Below are 20,039 nucleotides of genomic sequence, written 5' to 3'. Positions count from 1 at the left end.
TCCTACAGTCATCTGGTGGTGCAGGACAGTAGCGGCAAGACGTTGCGCTGCGGTCGGGTGAAGAACGACCGCCAGTCGCTGGGCGGGTTTCTGGAACGCTATCGCGAGAACTCGCATGCGGTTGTCGAAGCGACGCGCAACTGGATGGTGATGTACGACTGGCTCGATGACATCTGTGATGATGTCGTTCTCGCCCACCCGTTGAAGGTCAAGGCGATTGCCGACGCCAAGATCAAGACCGACAAGATCGACGCGACGGTGCTGGCGCATCTACTCCGGGCCGACCTGGTACCGGAGGCCTGGGCACCCGGCGAACGAGCAAGAGAACTGCGCGTCGCCCTGCGCGAACGGATGTTTTACGTGCGGCTGCGCACGATGACCAAGAACCGGATCGTCACGGTGTTTGATCGCTACCCGGAGCAGACGGCAGAGCTGAGGAAGCTCGGCGACCTGTTCGGCAAGGCCGGCCGCGTTCAGCTTGCGCGGGTGAACGTCTCGCCGATCGACCGCATCCAGATCGATCGCGGTCTCGACTTCATCGGCGACATCGACGTGCGCATCAAGCAGTCGGAATCAACGATCCGGGCGATGACTAAGGCAAATGCCAATGTGAAACTGTTGAAGACGATCCCTGGCATCGGCGAGTTCTTCGCCCGGCTGATCGACGCGGAGATTGACGACATATCGCGGTTCCGCACGCCGAAGAAGCTTGCCGCCTATGCCGGGCTGGTGCCCTCGACCTATTCGAGTGGCGGCAAGACTTATCACGGCAAGATCATCAAGCAGGGCAACAAGTGGCTGCGCTGGGCTTTCGTCGAGGCGGTGACGCCTGCGATCGTCAGCGATGCGCAGCTTCGAGCCCAGTACGACCAGCTGAAGGTCAGAGGAACCAACAAAGCGCGCGTGGCGATCGCGCGCAAGCTTTTGACGATCGCCTTCCAGATCCTGCGTGACCAGCGCGCTTACGAGCCGCGCGGCACCAGCCAAGAGGAAGGCGCGTCGATGATATCCCGGCTGTCCTGATTGCGTGCTAGCGAGCCCGGCAGGACTGGGCTGCGCTCTCAAGGAGAATGGGGAGCCGGGAGCCGAACGCCACTATGTGACCGAAGCCATGTGCATCAGGGTCACGGATTGGAGAATGGTTCAAGAACCGAACGGCAGATGCCTGTCGCGCGGAAGGACGAGATTTAGTCGATCGGCGAAAATGCCGGTCAAAAACCAACCGAACCCAAGGAAACAGCCGCCAAACGGTGGTGTCTTGCCCTTGTGTTCTTTCATTGGAGAACGAAATGATTCTGGCTAATGGTACGCTCGTCGCGGTAACCGACGGCGAAAAGTTGCGCCTTTTCCGCAACAAGGGTCACGAACCCCAGATCGACCTGGTTGAATTGCGCGAACCGGCCCTCCAAGCGGCCAACACGGGCTCGGGCGGCCGACATCGCAGTTCCACTGCCAATCACGACGACTCCCGCCTACGGGAAGACGACTTTGTCGCGGCCGTGGCGGAGTATCTCAATCGCGAGGCGCTGACGGAGGCGTTCGAGCATGTAGTGGTGATCGCCGATCCGCGCACGCTGGGCGAATTGCGCAAGCACGTCCAGGCTTCGCTGAAAGCAAAGCTGGTGGGCGAACTTGGCAAGGATCTCGCGAAACACTCGGTCGAAGCCATCGAGAACACATTGGCGGCGGCTTGAGTCCGCGCGAGACCGGCCGTGATATCTGTTTGAGAGTTTGTTTGCCCGCTTTGTCGCGCGATCGAGGCCAGCCGGCTTCGACGCGTGTCAATCAAGTTCCAGCGCCATGTTGACGAGGATCAATGAAGGCTGGGTCCGTTCCCTGTTGGATGGCCATCGATCCAAATTGGGGAACGGTGATGCAAACGAATGAAACGCCGCGATATGACGCCAGCGTAAACACGACCGGTTGCTGCCCGAAGTTCAATCCGGAGGGCTGGGACGGCCAGGAATTGCACTTCAAGGACAAGCGGTTTCTCAGGGCGACAACCCACAGCGTGATGCATGTCCCGATGAACATGGGCAGCGTATTCGCGCGTGTTAACAGGCATATCGATGACGCCGGTGCTTCGGACACGGACCGATTCATCGTGCTCAGCCACGATATCTCGCCGTGGAGCAGTGAACATCTGTTTTCGGTCTCGAAAACCGTCCCAGGCGAGGAGATGACCACACTGAGCGGTGACTTCATAACGAAAGTGTTCGAGGGCCCGTACAGCCAGGCACGGCAGTGGGATGAGGAAATGCGGCAGATTGCGCGCGATCGAAAATCGGAACCGGGCGACGTCTATTTCTTCTACACGACGTGCCCGAAATGCGCCAAGGCCTATGGAAAGAACTATGTCGTCGGTGTCGCGGCGACGAGCTGAGCCACGATGGCGGTGCTCATACGCGGTCCGCTGGTGCGTCCCGGCCCCAGCGCGCAATCAGAAAACCGAGACCGAAGAAGGCGCAATATCCGGTCGGCGCTCGTGGCTTCCAAGGGCGCCCAGCTCTTGACGACCTGCGATGTCGGTCGGCGTATTCACCCAGCTTGTCCGTGCTAACCATTCCAATTCGCAGGCCATATATACTGCGACGGAAACCAGAGGTGCGTGGAGGAATCATTCGATGGAACCGTCGGAGGCATCGGCTACCACGCTCCGCCGACGCTCGAGCTTCTTCGGAAGCCTGGGCCCGGGACTGATCACCGGCGCGGCCGATGATGATCCAAGCGGTATCGCCACCTATAGTCAGGTGGGGGCGCAATTCGGCTACTCGCTCGCCTGGACCATGCTGTTCAGCTATCCGCTTATGGCTGTAACTCAAGGGATCAGTGCCGGGATCGGCGCTGTAACCGGCCAAGGCATCGCACGCAATCTGCGTCGGCACTACTCGCCCTGGCTGCTGCGTTTCGCCGTTCTCCTGCTGCTCGTCGCCAACACCATCAATATCGGCGCCGATCTCAGCGCCATGGGGGCGGCGCTCGAATTGCTGATAGGTGGCCCGCATCATTTGTATGCGATCTTCTTCGCTCTGATTTGCATCTTTCTGGAAATCTTCGTGAGCTATCGGCGCTACGTAAAGGTGCTTAAATGGCTGACCCTGTCCCTGCTTGCCTACGTGGCGGTGGTGTTGTCAGTCCATGTGCCCTGGGGCGCGGCGCTCTATGGTGCGCTGGTCCCGCAAATCGTCTTCGACGGCGATCATGCCATGGCGCTTGTTGCCGTCCTTGGCACGACAATCAGTCCCTACCTCTTTTTTTGGCAGGCCGGGGAGGAGGTTGAGGAGCAGCACCGGCAACACCGTCGACGGCTTGGCGCCAACTCTCACGCTGCCGGACCGGAGCTGGCGCGCATTCGTGGCGATACGCTATTCGGAATGGGCTTTTCCAATCTGGTGGCCATCGTCATCATCACGGCCACGGCGGCAACGCTTCATGCCAACGGGATTACGCAGATCCAGACCTCGTCGCAGGCGGCCGAAGCGCTCCGGCCTGTTGCCGGGGACTTTGCGTTTGCCATTTTCGCTATCGGTATTGTCGGTACCGGCATGCTTGCCGTCCCCGTGCTTGCGGGCTCCGCCGCCTATGCCGTCGCAGAGATGTTTCGGTGGCCCGAAGGCCTGGACCGACGCCCGCAGGACGCCAAGGCCTTCTACGGCGTCATCGCGGTGGCAACGCTGGGTGGGGTGACCCTGACTTTTGTCGGCCTGGATCCCATCAGGGCCCTCTATTGGAGCGCTGTCGTCAATGGAATACTAGCGGCGCCGCTAATGGCAATCATGATGATGATCGCCATGAACCCGCGGATCATGGGTCACCTTACATTGCCGCGCTGGATGGTTTTCGGTGGCGTGCTTGCCACGGCGGTGATGGCTCTGGCCTCGATTGGCTTCTTCGTGCTGTGACCGACAGCCCGGCCCGAGCCAAAATTACATCATGGGAGACTTTCTTTCTGTGCGGTTTGGCTTCTTTTGTATCTCGCCGGAGGAAGGCAACCGATCGGCTAGGTCAATACGGCCAGGCGCGCGATTTTCCGCAAGGACGCCGGCCCCATGCGTTTCGAGGGCACAATGACTGAGCTTCATTTCTGGCCGATTGTTCAGTGTCTCATCTTGCTGACACTCGCGAACGGCGTACCTGTCATCGCCAAGAAAATGCTTGGCGAGTGGCTCTCGTGGCCGATCGATGGTGGTCGGCTTTTCTGGGACGGACAGCCCTTCCTGGGTCGGTCGAAGACCCTTCGCGGTCTCGTGCTCGCCATCATGGCAGCTGGGATAGGCGGCCCCCTTGTGGGGCTCGACGCTGCAATCGGGGCGCTCATCGGCTTTACCGCCATGGTCGGCGACATGCTGTCGAGCTTCATCAAACGTCGCTTGCGCCTAGCTCCGAGCGCCGAGGCGCCAGGCTTCGATCAGGTGCCGGAATCCCTGTTGCCTTTCCTGGCGGTCAAGAACCTCGTGGGATTTTCGGTTTGGGACATTCTGATCGGTGTCGGCGCGTTCTGGATTGGCGAACTCGTGGTCTCCCGGCTTCTCTACATGCTGCGCATCAGAGACAGACCCTACTGATCCTTGCGGGCCAGATGGTGGAGTGTGATCTCGGGAAGGCAGTTCAGCCGTACTGCGACGACACTCGAGCCGGCGCCAACCGATGTGTAGCCCATCATGCCATGGTACATCCACGCGCCGGCGCCCATCGTCCGCGGGAGTTTCGAATCGAGGGTGATCGGAATTCCCCTCGGCAGGCAGATCTGGCCGCCATGGGTGTGACCTGCGAGCAGCACGTTGAATCCAGCATGAGCTGCCTGGCGATAAATCTCGGGAGTATGCGAAAGCAGGATCGAAAAGGCATCGGCGGGCACATCGGCAGCCGCCTTTTCGATATTGTCGACGCGGAAGAAATGCGCATCGTCTATTCCAGCGAGGTAGATGCGCTCTCCGCCCCGCTCGATCACTTCCAGTTCGTTCATCAGCATGCGAATGCCCATGTCCTCCAGGGCCGGAACCATTCTGACTGTGTCGTGGTTGCCGAGCACCCCGTATAGCGGCCCCTTGAGAGAGGCGCGTACGCGGGCGACGCCGTCCACGGCGGCCTCAAAGGGACCGAAGGTCTTTGCACGGAAATCGCCGGTCAGCACGCAAATGTCATAATCGAGATCCGCGACGAGTTCGGTGACGCGGTCCATCGCCGGGCCGCTCATGTCCGTATGCAGATCGCTGAGGTGCAGGATCCGGAATCCTTCGAAGCCGCGTGGCAAGGTTGCCGACACGATGGTGTTGACGCGGAGTTGGACGTTTTCGGCATTGCGGCACCCGCGTCCATAGAGCCCGGTCAAGCGCAGCCCGTTGCGGATCACCGCATGGATCGAATACCAATTCTCCAGATGAAAGAAATTCAGGCCCTGGCCGAAGATTTGTGCTTCGTGGTCGCCTTCTATGCCCAGCCGCTGCCTTGCATGGATCCGCCCAAGGCGTTCGTCCAACCTGAGGCTGATGTCAGTCATCGCCATCCCGAACCAAGTTGATTGGCGCCTTCGAGGTGTACCAATCCATCGCACAAGCAAGTCATTTTGGCGATCTTCGCTGCTGCCTAAATCTAATGCTGCAGCGTTTCGATGTAACCTGTCAGGTTGTGGATGCGTTCTGTGGTTACCACCTCACCGCCACTTGGGCCGTAGGTCTTTGCGTCATCCTCAAGGAATTGGCGACCCCAGACCGGCATCTCGCGAGCGCCATGGCTTGGTATGGCGTACCGGCCGTCGATGGTCGCGAAGACCCTCGAATAGGGAAACGCCCCGCCATTGCGTTCGGAAAGATGCGTCAGGTCGGCCGGACGCTTGATCAGCAGGTCGCGCAAGGGTCCATCACCCTTGCCATCGACGCCGTGACAGACGGCGCAGGAGTTCAGATATTCCGCATGGCCGTAACTCATTTCCTGCGCCCTGGACGCTTGGCAGGCCATGGCCGCGAGAGCTAGTGCGATAAGGAGTCTCATCTGCGCATCCACCGGTTGATGGGTTGAGCGTACCGTGTCAACCCGCACACATGTTGATCCGGATCAATTGGGCCACGGCGGGGTCTTTGATTCAGCGCAATGAGCATGCCGAACCATCCGGTTATCGTTGCGATGGAATTTGACTCAAGATCGGGAGCAGCCGCCATGGCTTTCAGGACGATACTTACGGTTACGGGACCGCATATGGGTGACGGCGATCTCAAACTCGCTGCTGGCCTTTGCGAAGAAATCGGCGCCCATCTTGCTGTTCTTGTCGTTGCCATCGCCGCGCCGCCGCCAGTCGGAGAGTATGCAGCAGTCGTCTCCGAAGACTGGCTGAAGGAACGGCAGGTCGATGAGAAGCTCTTGGAGAAGCGAGTCGCCGCCGTGTCGGCTTTTCTCGCCAACAGCGCGCTGTCGGCCGATGTCTCCAGTGAATATCCGGAGGTCGGCTGGGCTGACGAACGAATTGGTCGCCGTGCGCGCTACGCCGACATTACGGTGATCGGACCGGAGTTGCTCACTGGCGAGACGCTGAAGAGCAAAGTGATCGAGGGCGCCTTGTTTTCATCCGGGAAGCCGCTGCTGATCGTTCCCCAAGGGACGCGGCCGACACTGAAGCCGAAGCGGGTGCTGGTTGCGTGGGATGCTCGTCTCGAGTCATCGCGCGCCGTGCGTGAATCACTCGACATGTTGACAGGCGCCGACGAAGTACGCCTCGTCATGGTCGATCCGGTGGAGGACGAACACCACCACGGCCAGGAACCCGGGGCCGATGCCGCCGCCTATCTCGCGCGGCATGGCGTGAAGGTCATGGTCGACCGACTGCCGAGTTCAAACCATTCCGTCGCGGACGTTCTTCGCCAGCATGCGGTCGACAGCGGCGCGGAGTTGATGGTGATGGGCGCCTATGGTCATTCGCGGTTGCGCGAGCGGATTTTCGGCGGCGTCACCAAATCGGTGCTCGAGGATCAATCACTGCCGATCTTGATGGCTCGATGAAGCACGGCCAGCAGTTTTAGATAATATGCTCCTTCGCTTTACGGCCTGAAACGTGGTCGATCGATCCGAAAGAAAACATGTGTTGAGTGGCCCGCGAGCGAAGGCCGGCCTAGGGGCTCTAGATTCCTACATGCTTGCTCAAGATCGACCAGGAGCAACTCAGGCTGCGCCGGGCTTGGTCGTGCGTGGCCGGATTGTTCGCTGACCCGCGCTGTGTTCTCGCCTGGCTTCGACGAGCGCGTCCGTCACTTCGTCGTCGGTAAGCTGTGGGAAGCTGCGGTAGTGGTAACCGAGGGCGTGGAAAACCCGCCGGTTGGCTGAGGCACACGATCTAGTCCGCCTCCTGGGCGAGCTCGGCCAATATGTCCGGCGGCGCCACAGGGATTGCCACAACGACCTCCCGAGGCGAGCGCCTTTTAAGGGCACGGATCGCAACCTTCATCGTTGTTCCCGTCGCGACACCGTCATCCACGATGATTGCCGTCTTTCCGGTGATCGACAGGGGTGCGCGCTCGCCCTGATAGACGAGCCGGCGCCGTTCCAGTTCTGGCCGCTCCTTCGCGATCAAGACGCGAAGTTCATCATCGTCGAGCGCATAGGCCTCGACGATCTCGCGGTTCAGAACGATGTCCGGTGGGTTGCCATCGACGATCGCTGCGACGGCCAGTTCGGGATTTCCCGGCGCCCCCACCTTTCGCACGATAATCACATCGAGTGGAGCTTTCAGGGCTTGGCCACTTCCGCGGCGACAGGGACACCCCCTCGTGGCAAGGCGAGGACGACCGGCTGATGTAAACCGAGTTTCCCGACCTCGACGCCCAGTCTTTTGCCAGCCTCCTGTCGATCGCCGAACATTGGTCAATCCATCGGCCAGAGCCGACGAAGCGATTTCTTCATGGAGTTCCGAACCTGGACGATCTCGCCATGCGATATGTTGCGGTCGAGGATCTTGAAAACCGCTTTGATCGCCTGGTCGACATCAACGTCGGGTTCATATCCGAAGCTGTTCCTGACACAAATCACGAAGTCGCTCTTTTTCCGTTCCCACGCGGGTGCGTCAGGTTTCCAGCCCTCGAAATATATGCCCCTGATGAGCGTGGGCAGTTGAGCGGAAAGGTCGGCCATCTCCTCGGGCGACAGCCAGTCTCGCAAGGTGTGCAAGACGGATTTCAGGAATCGGTAGGCGTTCTGTTCGCTCCAGCCCAGATCCTCGGCCAATTCGTTCACCCATTGCTGCGCCTGCTCGGCAGCGTGAGTGAAACCCGTAATTGAAGTGTGAGTCATGTGATTGCTCCTTCAATCTGTCTTGCCATTCTGACGTACGGAGCGATCCTCGCATTGAGCCGGATCAAATATCCCGGCGTGACCATGCCAGGCGAGCGGGCAGGGCGTGTGGCCGGAATGAACGGCGGGCGGTCCCTCAAAAATCGAATCGTCTGTCTTGATTTGTAAGAAGATATTCCTACTTGTGGTCCGCCCATGTCCTCCCTCGACGTGGGTGAGCGATGGGCTGTCCTCCCTGACCCATCGTGATGCTGAGCCCGCTGCCACCTCCCTCCGGCAGCGGGCTTCCTTTTGTCGACGCGCATGATCGAAGCCGGTTGGACTCGATGGCAAGGTGATCCAGACACTGCGTGAAGTTGCCGACTACGGATTCCCCCGGAGCGGACGCAATTTTGTAGGTTTGCATTTCGGTATCCGAGTCCGAGCGAGCAAAACGCAACTCATAAGTTCCAGAAAAAACTGCGTTGATGAAAGCCATGGCGAGGTGAGAATCTTGTGTCGTCGCCATGACTGTACCGTCGTCATAGACTTCGTAGTCCAGATGGCCCAGCGAGCTGAATGTCCGGGCGCTGAATGCAGCGTCTGAAATCCGCACTATCTGATATTTGCTGTTAGCCGTGAGGTCGGCTGCGGCCATGAGAAAGCCAGCCAGAACCGTCCCGTCGAATTTGTTGTAGCCAGCAAGCGCGATGAACTTGACGACTTCCCGCGACGGCGGATTGCTGACGTCGAGGATGATCTCGCAAACCTTGGCCTCTTCGCTCTCGTCGGTCCAATTGCTGTAGACTACACCCGCCGGAAAGATCGCCGAGCCGGCTTGGGTGATGCCAAGCAGAGCAGTCAGAAGGCGAAGTTCGACGAACATGCGTTCAGTTCCTCCGCGAATCCGGCTCGGTCAGCGTGTTACACGACCAGGTTGCAGTGGAGGCTATCTGAACATCATTTCAGGACCGAAGCCGCCCGAGCGCCCCATGCCCATGCCCATCATCGGCAGGACAATCTCGTCGGCGGCCTGCTTCTGCTCATCGCTCAGCTTTGCGTATAGTTTTTCGACCGCTGCCCTGACAGTCTTTACCTGCTCCAGACGGGCTTCGAGATGGGTCTGTTGGTAGGCCAGTCGCTCCGGCAGGGGCTTCTTCAGGAACTCACCGTCCTGGAATTGCTTGATCATCTCCTGCATCAACGCGTTGTGCGACTCGGCCGTGCTGCGGATAACGCCGGCAAGCTCGTCCCAGAAGGGCGCCTGCTCGTTGGTGATCTTCAACTCGGTTTTGAGGAACGCGAGGCGTCCGTCGATCCGATCGAGCATCTGGTCTGAATCATAGCCGCCCATCGGGCCGGCCATGCCCCATTGGCCCATCATCATTCGGCCGATCCCCCAGCGGGGCCACCAACCGGAATCCTTGTCTTCAGCCCCGGCCACAACAGGCATCGCGGCAACGGTCAACATCAGGCCCGCTGCGAAAGTATTGCGCAAACTAAACATCGAAGGTCTCCTTCGGTTGAACTGCCAAGCGGCAAGCAAATCACACGGTGACGCTGGCGGCATTGACCTGCATCAACGAGCGCCGGCCGCGACATGCGCGGCCTAGTTGTGGTCGCGCATTGCTCGAAGCATTCGGGTTTCCAAAGCTGCCGGGTTCCGCGCCATCTGGAGCATGCCTTTGGTGGAACTGACACATGCTGGCGGGATCAGAGGCTGGCAATTTGGAAGATATCGAACCGCGGCTACCCCTGAATTTTGTCGCGATACCTGCAATCTCGCTGTGCTATGCTGGTACATTGATGGACAGGGAAGCCGCTGCGGCTGCTTATGTGATGAGTGGATAGGCGGATCGCTCGCCTCAATATCGAGCATTTTCGACAGCGCTTGGCCGAGGAGCAGGATGAGGTCAAGCGGAGGACCTTGCTTGATCTGCTCGCGAAGGAAGAGGAAAAGCTCAGAAAGATCGAGGAGACTGAAAAGGGAAAAAGCGGGCACAACAGTCAATAGAGAGACGCGCCAACATCGCCGCTAGACATCCTCGGTGGCAGGTTCCCATGTTCGCCAATGCGTGGGTGAGACATCCACCCGCTCTTTCGTGGCCGACTTGGTCCACCCCGTCAGCACACGCCTGCAGGGAAAGACGAGCGCGTGAATGCCGTCTCCATCTATGACGGCCAATTCCAAATCTCGATCGAAGGGGGCGTTCGATATCGGTTGCCACATGAAACTATCCTGAGGCGAAAAGGCAAACTCATCCTTGACGCAGGTCAAATCCGACGACCGGTCATCTCGCGTGCCGGGCATGGAAATGCCTTGCGGACGGCGATCAGCAATACGGCGATCAGCATTCAAGTTTGCCGCTGTTGGGTCGCCACGTTCCGCGGGGTCTGCCATTTCTTGATCTCGCTGCTGCGCAGGCCGGCATGTTGATTGCGCCTTCTGCTCGGGGGTGGAGAGGCACGGAAGGACGGTCTCGATGGTGAAGCTGATGTCACCAGGATCGATACGACAATCTGCCTCTGCTTAAGAGATCAATGGCGCAATATCTGAAATTGCGAAATCCGGTTTGGTCCTTATGGGATTCCACCTAGACAGCCGCGGACCTGCGAAGCCAGTTCGCATCGCTGCGATAGCAGCAGGCACAGGACGGACGGTCGAAGGGCCTCCGGAAGTATCGTTAAGGTGATGTCCTGCAGTCAGCTCCGGTTCCCCGGATCTCCCTTGTCTGCGAACTCCAGAGCAATCGCTATCCGCACCAGTTCGGGCAAGTTCCGAACCGGCTCGCCGCTCTTTTAATGGCATTAGCCTGCATCGGCTTTCTCTTTCACGGCAGCAGGCAATGAGATCCGAAATGTAGCCCCGCCGTCGTTGTTGCGCCTGACCGTTATCGTGCCGCCGTGCGCCTCGATGATGCGCTTGGAGATCGAAAGCCCGATGCCCATGCCACTCGCCTTGCTGGTAACGAAGGGTTGAAACAGACGAGAGGCGATGTCCTCGGATATGCCCGGCCCGGTATCGGCGACTTCCACAGCCACGTATCCGTCGCCATCTGGCGCGGTGCGTACCGTCAGTTCTCGCCGTTTGCTATCACGCATTGCCTCCATCGCGTTGCGCATCAGGTTGATCAAGACCTGCTGTACCTGAATCCGGTCCGCAAGGACGTCATCCGTATCGGAAGCAAACTCGAAAACCGACCGTACGCCTTTTTCGCGAGAGCCGACGAGCGCAAGCGCGCCAGCCTCTTCAATCAGTTCGCGCATGGATTCCCGGGACTTGTCCGTTTCGCCACGTATGATGAACTCGCGCAGGTGGCGGATGATGTCGCCGGCGCGTAGAGACTGCTGGGCAATCTCCTCCAGAGCTTCTTTGATGCGTTCAGCCGCAGCGTCGTCAAGACCGCGCAGCAAGCGCACGCAGCCCTGCGAATAATTGGCGATCGCCGCGAGAGGTTGGTTGAGTTCATGGGCGAGGGTCGAGGCCATCTCACCAAGTTCGTTCAACCGGGCGAGCCGCACCAGTTCGCCCTGGAACGCCTCAAGCCGAGCCTCGGATTCCTCCTGCTCTGTCAGGTCGCGGATGAAGCCGGTGAAGTATCTCCTGTCGCCCGATTTCAATTCGCCGACCGATAGTTTCATCGGGAAGGTCGAGCCATCCTTTCTGCGCCCGACAACCACACGATCGATACCGATAATTCGCCTGTCGCCAGTGGCGAGATAGCGCCGGATGTAGCCGTCGTGCTCGCGATGATAAGGCTCGGGCATCAGAAGACGAACATTCTGACCCACGGCCTCTGCTTCGGCATAGCCGAACTGGCGGACCGCCGCGGCGCTGAAGGAATTGATGATTCCGGCTTCGTCGATCACCACTGTAGCGTCTGGAACGGTATCGAGGATGGAGCGCAAATGCGCTTCGCGCGCCTTGAGTGCCGCCTCGGTTCTGTCGATGGCTCGGCGTGCATGATGCAGCATTTCGCCCATCCATACGATCATCAGACCTACGAGTGCGAACACGATCACCTGGATCAATGTCGATTGCGCGAGGCCGACGATGTAGAGAGCGCCGGCGAGCGAAAGGGCGAATGCTACGAGACCGGGGCCGATGCCGCCTGCGATGGCCGAGACGAGGATGACGGGAATGAACAGGATGAAGACCGCGCTGTTTCCAAGGGCGGTTTGCAGCACAAGCCTGACGAGGAAGACGGCCGCGACTGTTGCAACCGCTAGTAAATATCCCTCTGACGCTTCAAAGCGGGGAGAAAAGAGGACTTGCAGCGCGCGCCCTCTAAATCCGGGTAGATCTCTTGCAGGCATGGTCTCACCACTGTGGCAAAGAGTCAGCCATCTCTAACCTTCTGTTCGCTGTTTAACTAGGCCATCGGCGACAGGATGTCGCCCAGCGCAAGATCAATCCAGAAAAGATGTGAAAGCGCGGTCGCAGCGTTGACCTGCGCCAAAATAGCTTTAGGACGGCCCGGGACTTGGGTGTAGGATGCCGTCGCCTTGGCAATCGCGGTATGTTCATGGACCGGTTCATTGCACGCGCCAACATCGCCCATTTTCAGGATCTGCTCGCACGCGAGACCGATCCGGAACAGCGGCGTATACTCGAAGGCTTGTTGGCATTGGAGCAGAAGAAGCTCGAGATCGCCGAAAGCCAGGCACGCGATCAGTCCCGCCGACCTGGCAGCCCAGCAAGTATTGCCAAACCATCGCGCTGATATGGCGCGCGGCAACATATCCCAAGGTGGAAACGTTGCCCGTTTCGCGGTCCGACTTGGACCCCCAATAGAGGCAGCTCGACAAACTGTCTTCTCTTGAAGAGGCTCAGCGCGCCGACCAGACGCGCTGAGGGTGATCAGCGGTCACGACCACTACGCAGGCTTGACCTCGATCTTCTTCTCGGCCTTCTGGGCTTCAGCGGTCTTGGGCAGCTTCACCGTCAGCACGCCCTTGGCGAAGGTCGCATCGATCTTGTCGGCATCTACCCCTTCAGGCAGCTGGAACGAGCGCTGGAAGGAGCCGTAGCGGCGCTCGGACAGATAGTAGTCCTTGTCCTTCTCTTCTTTTTCCTCCTGCTTCTCGCCCTTGATGGTCAGCATGCGGTTGGCGAGTTTGATCTCGACATTCTTTTCGTCGATCCCGGGCAGTTCGGCGGTGATCTCGTACTCCTTGTCCTTCTCGACCAGATCCATGGCCGGCGCGACCGGCCAGCCCGCATTGCGCAGGGACGGCAGTTCACGACCGAACAGGGAGCGCGTCGAGGGCAGGCGAAAATCGAAAGGATGGAAGTCTTCGAACAGACGGTCGATTTCGCGACGCAGGCTTTCGAACGGAGCGATCCAGTTGTCGGACCGGGCAGGGGCAGTACTCTTCTCTGTCTTGACGGGCAGTTTGGTGGCAGTTTCGGCCATGGCTCTTCTCCTTTGGCGAGTGAGTTGATCGGACAGGTACCGCTGCCTCCACCCTTCCACCTTAGGTTTCCCAGGAGGCGCTAGAGCTGGAGGTCAGCGGACCCGCTTGCCAAGTGTCGTCGTCGAACTGGTCCATTGCTTCGCGAATCCGCGGTTTTGCCGCTGTCCATCGCGCCCGCGTCGCCAAATTTGGCTCGGCCTGGCAAGACCACCATCAAAGCCATTGCAAGCGGCGAGCTCATTGATTGGGATCAATTGCGACAGAAAATGTCTTCCGCTGGAGCCCGGATGGATGCGCGACCATCAAGGGATAGCACAGCGGCGGCGCCCAAACGCCGTCCGTCAGCAGTCCAGGACGCGCCGATGACTAAAAGTGCTCGCGCTCAAATTCGACGCAGGAGTAGCCGAGTGTCGAAAGACCATTGGCGAGATGGTCCGCAAGCAGCGGCGTCCCACAGAGATAGTCGGCAGTGTGCTCGTTGTGCGCGTCAGCTGCCTGCTGGCGGACACTTTGCCACTCGTCGGCGGACTGATCGTCGCGTCCCAACCACATCAGGGCGACCAGGTCGATTTGTGCGTCGACGGAAAGATCGGAGATCAGCGACTGCAATTCTTCGAGAACCGGGTCATCGTCATGATCCTCGAGGATCGCGGCGGACTGATCGTCGGATGGATTGGACGCGGGGCTGGGTTCGGTCACCGGATCCTTGGCATCGAACTCGCGCGCCTTCATGATGATGAAGCATACGGTTTCGAGTGGAATTTCAAGTTCCGTTTCGCCGTCGCCAGTCCTGTCCGCTTTTTCCATCATACCGGTTCCTTCAGTTGCTGTTCGTCTTCCCGTCCTCGGACGACGCGCTTGCCTGCCATCGGCCCCCTGGTTTCGGTGACGACAGTACATCGTCCCTCCGGTTGGCCTTCGGCCTGGAAATAGATCACAACCCAGTCGCTCGTCCTTGCCAGTTCGTGCGCGAGCCTGGTGTTCGAGAAGAACGCGGTGAAATGCCAGTTGTCATGCCGCGCATGCAGGACCGGCAACCAGGCCTCGCCCTTCGGATTGAAGCGCTTCGGCGCAATTTTGCGAAGCACTCCGGCTGCCGCCTTTTCGCGATACATGCGATCGACATCGAGCAGCATCGACACTGGCGGCAGGGGTTGAGGTTGAGGGGTCGTGCTCAATCGAGCCCTGCCGAGCCGCTCGGCGAGGGCTGCCCCCAGCATCTCCTTGCGCCTGTGACCGATGCCCTTGATGTGAAGCGCGCCGCTATGGAGCGCGTTCTCGAGGTCTTCGAGGGTCTCGAGCTGTCCGTCCTCGGCGAGGCTGTGCGCGTATCGGGGTCCGATTCCGGGGATCGACCGAAACAGCGCCTCCGGCTCCATATCGCCGCGCAGTCGTTCCAGTTGGGACCAGCGCCCGGTTGCAACCATCTCGGCAATCGCGCCAGCCAGGCCTGTTCCGATGGCCGGGAGGGCGATGAGGCCGTCACGACCCTCCTTTGCCAGGATCTCGCCCAAGGGCCGTTCCAGCCTGGAAACGACATCCGCCGCCCTTCTGTAGGCTCGTGCGCGGAAACCGTCAGCGCCCTGGCTGTCGAGGAGATCGGCAAAATCGCGGAATTTCGTTGCCACCCCGATGTTCTCGGGGAGCGGCTTCGTCGCCAATGGGGTCATTGGCTTGACGCCTGGGTTCGGCCTCGCGGTCAGAAGCGGCTCCGGCATGGTTCTCCCCAGCACAGGGGTTGAAGATTGCTCCTCCTAGGCCATTCGACGGCTTGCTTCCTTGACGCGCATCAATCCATCAATGTTCGAAACTGGATAGAAGGGATTATGCGCTTCTTCGCACTCAAAGGCTCGGAACAACTAGGCGCGGTCGCGGCGCGGGCGCTTTCGATCGAGCTTGATCCGCATGAAGAGCGAGATTTCGAGGACGGGGAGCACAAGGCGCGCCCGCTGGTCAGCGTGCGCGGCAGGGATGTCTATGTGCTGCACAGCCTTGGTGGAGGTGGCGGCGTGTCACCCAACGACAAGCTATGCAAGCTCCTGTTCTTCCTGGCGACATGCAGGGAGAACGGCGCCGCGCGAGTAACGGCGGTCGTTCCCTATCTTGCCTATGCGCGCAAGGACCGGCAGACCAAGGCGCGTGACCCGGTCACCACGCGCTATGTGGCGCAACTCTTCGAGGCAATGGGTACCGACCGGATCATGACGCTCGACGTCCACAATTTCGCGGCTTACCAGAACGCCTTTCGGTGCGAGAGCATCCATCTCGATACGCGAAAGGTCTTTGCCCCGCTGATAGGCAAATTGGCTGGCGATCTGCCGATCACCATTTTTTCACCCGACAGTGGCGGCGTAAAGCGCGCGCAATTGCTCAAGGAGGCCCTGGAGGTGGAAACCGGGAAAGAAATCGGATTCGGCTTCATGGAAAAGCGCCGCAGCCGGAACGTGGTTTCCGGTGAGCTGTTTGCAGGCGACGTCGCGGATAAAGCCGTTTTCATTGTCGACGACCTGATTAGCACGGGTGGCACGATTCTGCGCGCTGCCCTGGCCTGTCGTGAACGTGGCGCCAAGGCAGTTTATGCGATCGCCACGCACGGATTGTTTGGCAAGGGGGCCGACATTCTGTTCGGCAGCCAGGCGATAGACCGCATCATCGTCACTGACAGCGTGGATGCGGCGGCAGTCGCCAAAGCCCGTTACCCGCTAGCGCCCTTGGACATTCTGCCGATCGGCCGTCTGATCGGCAAGGCGATCAGGCGTCTCCACGCACAGGGGTCGATTTCCGACCTGATCGGGATCGACGACTGAAAATCTCGCGCTCTGCCTGCCTGATGTAGCGAATGGCCTGCGGGCGCCATTTTTCCGGATGACGGATCGGCGTCTCGAGGAGATGCGCCACCCCGAGACGGGCCTTCAGCAATGCCCGGAAACCGCCATAGAGCGCCAGCAGATCGGCATCGGGGCTATCCGGCAGCCGGCTTTGCAGAGCCTTGACCAGCAGCGGCCTGATCCAGGGCGCGCCCAGCCTCTCGCATTCCATGCCTAGATAGTTGATCTCGTCATAGGGATCGATGATGCGCATCGACCGGTTGAACTCGAGGCAGTCGATGATCTGGAGCGGCTGGCAAAGGCAGACGTGTTCGGGGCGCAGGTCGCCATGCCCTTCGACGATCGCGCCGCGAAGGATGCGCGCTTCTATCCGCGGCCTCAATTGCTGCAGCAGGCCGTCCACCATGTCCAAGGCGCCGGACACGATATCCGCCAATGCGAATTCGGGTCGGAGCAGGATGGCGCGGTTGATGCGCTGCTCTCCTGTCAGATGGCGCAGATAGGCGCCGCCGCCGTCAATCTCCGCCCGGCGTTGCGCATAAAAGTCCGCCAGCTTTTTGGCGAGGTCATCAATCTCCGCCGCGTCCAAGCGACCGCAGGCGATGCGCTTGTCCAGCATGTCGCCTTGCGGCAGGCGCTTCATTTCGACCAGCCAGTCGACCACGCGTCCGCGGCCGTCGAGGGAGAAGCGGCCCGATGCGTCACGGCGAAGAGGAAGGACCCGCCGATAGGTCTCGGCGGCAAGGCGAGCGTTCAGCCGCAATTCCTCGCCACAGTAGAAGTGCCGCTTCCTGATCGTGCTGAAGTCGAGGAAGGCATGCCTGACCGGCTTCTTGAGCTTGTAGACCAGTTCATCCGTGAGGAAGACCCAGGACATATGCGTCTCGCGGACATCCACATGTGTCGTTTCGCTCCCGTATGCCGCCGGATCGCTGAGAAAGCGCACCTTCGCCGCCAAGTCTGCAATTTGCCGGTGCTCCATCATCGCCGGTACAATGATGATCAGCAGCGATCCGCACTTTGATGCGTGTCAAGGACGCGCCCGCTGGTCGTGACATTTTGCCGATGAGTGCAATTTCCGGCTGGATGTCATGGACCGCAAACACACCTTCAATCTAGGCTACGTCATCTTTGCCATCCTGATCATTGAGCTGTTTCAGGTCTGGTTCGCCTATCGCGACACTGCCCAGCTTTCCTACAGCGACGTGATCCGCCTCACCGAGGAGGGCAAGGTTGCGTCCGTCACGCTGACCGAGACCATGATCGAGGGCGCGTTCAAGGAGCCGCAGGATGGCAAGAAGACGTTCCTTGCCAATCGCGTCGACCCTGCGGCAGTTGCGGTTTTCGAGAAGGCCGGCGTCAAGATCACCGGCGCGTCCGACAGCAACTGGCTCACGACAGTTCTCTCCTGGATATTGCCCGCGCTGATTTTCGTCGGCATCTGGATGTTCTTCTTCCGCGGGTTCGCCGACAGGCAAGGCATGGGCGGCCTGATCAATATCGGCAAGTCGAAGGCGAAGGTCTATCTGGAGCGCAAGACAGGTGTGACTTTCGAAGACGTGGCGGGCGTCGACGAAGCCAAGGCCGAACTGCAGGAAATCGTTTCCTTCCTCAAGGACAAGGACAAGTACGGTCGCCTCGGCGCGCGTATCCCCAAGGGCATCCTGCTGGTCGGGCCGCCCGGAACCGGCAAGACGCTGATGGCGCGCGCCGTAGCCGGCGAGGCGGGGGTGCCCTTTTTCTCCATCTCTGGCTCGGAATTCGTCGAGATGTTCGTCGGCGTGGGGGCGGCCAGGGTACGAGACTTGTTCGAGCAGGCCCGGCAAGCCGCGCCTTGCATCATCTTCATCGATGAACTCGACGCGCTGGGCCGTGCCCGCAGCCCGTTCGCGGGTTATGGCGGCGGTGACGAGAAAGAGCAGACATTGAACCAGCTGCTCTCGGAGCTCGACGGTTTCGATCCGCGTGTTGGTATTGTGCTGCTTGCCGCCACCAATCGGCCCGAAATCCTGGATCCGGCCCTGCTGCGCGCTGGGCGCTTCGACCGGCAGGTGGTGCTGGACCGGCCCGACCGCAAGGGCAGGGAGGCGATCGTCAAGGTTCACATCAAGAACGTCTCAACCGCGCCTGGCGTCGGAACGGACGAGATTGCCGCGATAACGCCCGGTTTCACCGGTGCCGATCTTGCCAATCTGGTCAACGAGGCGGCCATCATCGCCACGCGGCGTGGCGCCGACAAGGTGACGATGGATGACTTCACCAATGCGGTCGAGCGCATCGTCGCAGGGTCGGAACGCAAAAGCCGATTGCTGAAGCCGCAGGAGCGTGAGCGTGTCGCCTTTCACGAAATGGGGCATGCCTTGGTGGCGGTCGCGACGCGAAGCGCCGATCCGGTGCACAAGGTATCCATCATCCCGCGCTCGATCGGCGCCCTCGGTTTCACCATGCAGCGTCCGACGGAGGACCGGTTTCTGATCACGGTAAGTGAGCTGAAGGATCGCATGGTCGTCCTCATGGGCGGCCGCGCGGCCGAGGAAGTCATATTCGGCGAAGTCTCGACCGGGGCGGCCGACGACCTCGCCAAGGTCACGGATATTGCCCGTCAATGTGTTACCCGCTTCGGCATGGACCCGACGGTGGGACAGGCAGTCCTCGAAGAGCAGCGCCTGCAATGGCTGGGTGACGGCCCTGGCCTGCCGAACAAGAAGGACTATTCGGAGGCCACGGCGCGTGAGGTCGACCTGGCAGTCCGCGGCATGATCGACGAGGCCTTTGCCAGTGCCAGGGATGTGCTCCGCGAAAGGATCACCGATCTGCGCGCCGGCGCGAAACTGCTGCTCGAGAAAGAAACGCTGACGCCTGACGACTTCGCGCCGTTGCGGCGAACGGCGGTGCTGGCCCCGGCGGCTTGAAAGCGACGCCGGCCAAGATGCCGGCATCCTTGAACAAACGAGGAGAGTGTCATGAAACACAAGCTTCAGCAGAAGATGATCGCCATCCTGGCGCGTTGCATGGACATGACGATTGCCACGACCCGCTCCGACGGCTCGCCACAGGCGACGGTGGTCTCGTTCGTCCATGATGGTCTGCTGCTCTATTTCGGCTGCGGAGCCGGCTCGCAGAAGGCTATGAACATCTCGCGCGACCCGCGCGTTTCGGTCGCCATGACCGCACCCTATGAGGACTGGCTGGAGATCAAGGGGTTGTCGATGGCGGCGACCGCGACGGAGGTCGTTTTTCCTTCCGAACTCACAGAAATTGGCCGGATGATGGTGCAGCGCTTCCCGCAGATTTCGGCTATCCAGCCTAGTGAGGCCGCACCCGTGAAGCTGTTCAGGGTACGACCCACGATCATCTCTGTACTCGACTATTCCTTGGGCTTTGGTCACACCGATCTCGTCAGGATCGAGGCCGATGACATCGCCGAGACCCTGGACAGCATGCGGCACCATTGGCTTGTAGGCACTTCCGCGACCACGTGACAGTCGCGCCAGTCGTCCAGCCAGCTGACTATTTGACCGGGCATTGCGCCGGATC

Annotated in this window: 22 protein-coding genes; 9 read left to right on the top strand and 13 right to left on the bottom strand. The window is 60.1% G+C overall.

The window, feature by feature from the left end; translation table 11 throughout:
- The 5 genes from BLS48_RS09015 to BLS48_RS08995 form a co-directional block, all read left to right on the top strand.
- On the top strand, positions 1-1,023 hold a 1,023-nt coding region (locus BLS48_RS09015), incomplete at its 5' end, for an IS110 family RNA-guided transposase (RefSeq protein ID WP_091576951.1).
- Between the two features lie 266 nt (positions 1,024-1,289).
- Positions 1,290-1,694 carry a host attachment family protein gene (locus BLS48_RS09010; RefSeq protein ID WP_091576949.1) on the top strand — a complete coding sequence of 135 codons (405 nt, stop codon included), beginning with the start codon at positions 1,290-1,292 and terminating at the stop codon, positions 1,692-1,694.
- Positions 1,695-1,873: 179 nt separating this feature from the next.
- The gene (locus BLS48_RS09005; protein WP_091576948.1) at positions 1,874-2,383 is read left to right on the top strand and encodes a hydrolase; all 510 of its coding nucleotides are present in this window, start codon (positions 1,874-1,876) and stop codon (positions 2,381-2,383) included.
- A 241-nt stretch (positions 2,384-2,624) separates the two neighbouring features.
- Entirely contained in the window at positions 2,625-3,902 is a 1,278-nt protein-coding gene (locus BLS48_RS09000) for an NRAMP family divalent metal transporter (RefSeq protein ID WP_091576851.1), read from the top strand.
- Between the two features lie 147 nt (positions 3,903-4,049).
- Positions 4,050-4,565 carry a CDP-archaeol synthase gene (locus BLS48_RS08995; protein WP_208604596.1) on the top strand — a complete coding sequence of 172 codons (516 nt, stop codon included), beginning with the start codon at positions 4,050-4,052 and terminating at the stop codon, positions 4,563-4,565.
- Here BLS48_RS08995 and BLS48_RS08990 read toward each other — a convergent pair.
- On the bottom strand, positions 4,559-5,500 hold the full coding sequence (locus BLS48_RS08990; protein WP_091576945.1) for a metallophosphoesterase: 942 nt from the start codon (positions 5,498-5,500) through the stop codon (positions 4,559-4,561). The genes BLS48_RS08995 and BLS48_RS08990 overlap by 7 nt on opposite strands.
- Before the next feature lie 92 nt (positions 5,501-5,592).
- Positions 5,593-5,991, bottom strand: a complete 399-nt coding sequence (locus BLS48_RS08985; protein WP_091576849.1) for a c-type cytochrome — start codon at positions 5,989-5,991, stop codon at positions 5,593-5,595.
- A 165-nt stretch (positions 5,992-6,156) separates the two neighbouring features.
- Here BLS48_RS08985 and BLS48_RS08980 point away from each other — a divergent pair, with 165 nt between their 5' ends.
- Positions 6,157-6,993 carry a universal stress protein gene (locus tag BLS48_RS08980; RefSeq protein ID WP_091576943.1) on the top strand — a complete coding sequence of 279 codons (837 nt, stop codon included), beginning with the start codon at positions 6,157-6,159 and terminating at the stop codon, positions 6,991-6,993.
- Between the two features lie 331 nt (positions 6,994-7,324).
- Here BLS48_RS08980 and BLS48_RS36680 read toward each other — a convergent pair whose 3' ends face one another.
- The 10 genes from BLS48_RS36680 to BLS48_RS08930 form a co-directional block, all read right to left on the bottom strand.
- Entirely contained in the window at positions 7,325-7,693 is a 369-nt protein-coding gene (locus BLS48_RS36680) for a phosphoribosyltransferase (protein ID WP_342028505.1), read from the bottom strand.
- A gap of 158 nt (positions 7,694-7,851) precedes the next feature.
- Complete coding sequence (locus BLS48_RS08970) at positions 7,852-8,277, bottom strand: DUF2267 domain-containing protein (protein ID WP_091576848.1); 426 nt, start codon at positions 8,275-8,277, stop codon at positions 7,852-7,854.
- Positions 8,278-8,455: 178 nt separating this feature from the next.
- On the bottom strand, positions 8,456-9,142 hold the full coding sequence (locus BLS48_RS08965; protein ID WP_091576846.1) for a hypothetical protein: 687 nt from the start codon (positions 9,140-9,142) through the stop codon (positions 8,456-8,458).
- Between the two features lie 63 nt (positions 9,143-9,205).
- Positions 9,206-9,763 (bottom strand): Spy/CpxP family protein refolding chaperone, encoded by a 558-nt coding sequence (locus BLS48_RS08960; protein ID WP_091576845.1) that lies wholly within the window; start codon positions 9,761-9,763, stop codon positions 9,206-9,208.
- Positions 9,764-10,291: 528 nt separating this feature from the next.
- Positions 10,292-10,657 (bottom strand): hypothetical protein, encoded by a 366-nt coding sequence (locus tag BLS48_RS36675; protein ID WP_342028504.1) that lies wholly within the window; start codon positions 10,655-10,657, stop codon positions 10,292-10,294.
- Between the two features lie 407 nt (positions 10,658-11,064).
- A complete protein-coding gene (locus tag BLS48_RS08950; RefSeq protein ID WP_091576843.1) occupies positions 11,065-12,573 on the bottom strand; it encodes a PAS domain S-box protein in 1,509 nt (502 codons plus the stop codon).
- Positions 12,574-12,629: 56 nt separating this feature from the next.
- Positions 12,630-12,995: a hypothetical protein gene (locus BLS48_RS35605; RefSeq protein ID WP_167365000.1), complete on the bottom strand. Its 366-nt coding sequence runs from the start codon at positions 12,993-12,995 to the stop codon at positions 12,630-12,632.
- Between the two features lie 138 nt (positions 12,996-13,133).
- A complete protein-coding gene (locus BLS48_RS08940; protein ID WP_091576840.1) occupies positions 13,134-13,673 on the bottom strand; it encodes an Hsp20/alpha crystallin family protein in 540 nt (179 codons plus the stop codon).
- 367 nt (positions 13,674-14,040) lie between these two features.
- On the bottom strand, positions 14,041-14,481 hold the full coding sequence (locus BLS48_RS08935) for a DUF3775 domain-containing protein (protein WP_091576839.1): 441 nt from the start codon (positions 14,479-14,481) through the stop codon (positions 14,041-14,043).
- Entirely contained in the window at positions 14,481-15,344 is an 864-nt protein-coding gene (locus BLS48_RS08930) for a nucleotidyltransferase family protein (RefSeq protein ID WP_244529549.1), read from the bottom strand. Before BLS48_RS08930 ends, BLS48_RS08935 begins: the two co-directional genes overlap by 1 nt.
- Before the next feature lie 75 nt (positions 15,345-15,419).
- On the opposite strand from BLS48_RS08930, the gene BLS48_RS08925 reads away from it, so the two are divergent.
- Entirely contained in the window at positions 15,420-16,481 is a 1,062-nt protein-coding gene (locus BLS48_RS08925) for a ribose-phosphate diphosphokinase (protein ID WP_244529542.1), read from the top strand.
- On the opposite strand, the gene BLS48_RS08920 is transcribed toward BLS48_RS08925, so the two are convergent.
- Complete coding sequence (locus BLS48_RS08920) at positions 16,426-17,379, bottom strand: hypothetical protein (protein ID WP_143019400.1); 954 nt, start codon at positions 17,377-17,379, stop codon at positions 16,426-16,428. The genes BLS48_RS08925 and BLS48_RS08920 overlap by 56 nt on opposite strands.
- A 214-nt stretch (positions 17,380-17,593) precedes the next feature.
- Between BLS48_RS08920 and ftsH the strand changes: the two genes are divergently transcribed.
- Positions 17,594-19,414, top strand: a complete 1,821-nt coding sequence (gene ftsH / locus BLS48_RS08915; protein WP_091576832.1) for an ATP-dependent zinc metalloprotease FtsH — start codon at positions 17,594-17,596, stop codon at positions 19,412-19,414.
- 51 nt (positions 19,415-19,465) lie between these two features.
- A complete protein-coding gene (locus BLS48_RS08910) occupies positions 19,466-19,984 on the top strand; it encodes a pyridoxamine 5'-phosphate oxidase family protein (RefSeq protein ID WP_091576830.1) in 519 nt (172 codons plus the stop codon).
- The last annotated feature ends 55 nt before the right edge of the window (positions 19,985-20,039 follow it).

It is taken from the genome of Mesorhizobium qingshengii, assembly GCF_900103325.1.
Taxonomy (GTDB): Bacteria; Pseudomonadota; Alphaproteobacteria; order Rhizobiales; family Rhizobiaceae; genus Mesorhizobium; species Mesorhizobium qingshengii.
The sequence above is the reverse complement of the archived record's forward strand: the minus strand, read 5'-3'. Positions and strand labels throughout refer to the sequence as shown.

Excerpts from the sequence above, each read along its gene's own strand:
- BLS48_RS08910 (WP_091576830.1), top strand. The coding sequence starts at position 19,466 with ATGAAACACAAGCTTCAGCAGAAGATGATCGCCATCCTGGCGCGTTGC.
- BLS48_RS08930 (WP_244529549.1), bottom strand. The coding sequence starts at position 15,344 with ATGACCCCATTGGCGACGAAGCCGCTCCCCGAGAACATCGGGGTGGCA.
- BLS48_RS08950 (WP_091576843.1), bottom strand. The coding sequence starts at position 12,573 with ATGCCTGCAAGAGATCTACCCGGATTTAGAGGGCGCGCGCTGCAAGTC.
- BLS48_RS08970 (WP_091576848.1), bottom strand. The coding sequence starts at position 8,277 with ATGACTCACACTTCAATTACGGGTTTCACTCACGCTGCCGAGCAGGCG.
- BLS48_RS08985 (WP_091576849.1), bottom strand. The coding sequence starts at position 5,991 with ATGAGACTCCTTATCGCACTAGCTCTCGCGGCCATGGCCTGCCAAGCG.
- BLS48_RS08960 (WP_091576845.1), bottom strand. The coding sequence starts at position 9,763 with ATGTTTAGTTTGCGCAATACTTTCGCAGCGGGCCTGATGTTGACCGTT.
- BLS48_RS08980 (WP_091576943.1), top strand. The coding sequence starts at position 6,157 with ATGGCTTTCAGGACGATACTTACGGTTACGGGACCGCATATGGGTGAC.
- BLS48_RS08940 (WP_091576840.1), bottom strand. The coding sequence starts at position 13,673 with ATGGCCGAAACTGCCACCAAACTGCCCGTCAAGACAGAGAAGAGTACT.
- BLS48_RS09005 (WP_091576948.1), top strand. The coding sequence starts at position 1,874 with ATGCAAACGAATGAAACGCCGCGATATGACGCCAGCGTAAACACGACC.
- BLS48_RS08995 (WP_208604596.1), top strand. The coding sequence starts at position 4,050 with ATGCGTTTCGAGGGCACAATGACTGAGCTTCATTTCTGGCCGATTGTT.
- BLS48_RS36675 (WP_342028504.1), bottom strand. The coding sequence starts at position 10,657 with ATGGCAGACCCCGCGGAACGTGGCGACCCAACAGCGGCAAACTTGAAT.
- BLS48_RS08965 (WP_091576846.1), bottom strand. The coding sequence starts at position 9,142 with ATGTTCGTCGAACTTCGCCTTCTGACTGCTCTGCTTGGCATCACCCAA.
- BLS48_RS08935 (WP_091576839.1), bottom strand. The coding sequence starts at position 14,481 with ATGGAAAAAGCGGACAGGACTGGCGACGGCGAAACGGAACTTGAAATT.
- BLS48_RS09000 (WP_091576851.1), top strand. The coding sequence starts at position 2,625 with ATGGAACCGTCGGAGGCATCGGCTACCACGCTCCGCCGACGCTCGAGC.
- BLS48_RS09010 (WP_091576949.1), top strand. The coding sequence starts at position 1,290 with ATGATTCTGGCTAATGGTACGCTCGTCGCGGTAACCGACGGCGAAAAG.
- BLS48_RS08920 (WP_143019400.1), bottom strand. The coding sequence starts at position 17,379 with ATGTCCTGGGTCTTCCTCACGGATGAACTGGTCTACAAGCTCAAGAAG.
- ftsH (WP_091576832.1), top strand. The coding sequence starts at position 17,594 with ATGGACCGCAAACACACCTTCAATCTAGGCTACGTCATCTTTGCCATC.
- BLS48_RS08990 (WP_091576945.1), bottom strand. The coding sequence starts at position 5,500 with ATGACTGACATCAGCCTCAGGTTGGACGAACGCCTTGGGCGGATCCAT.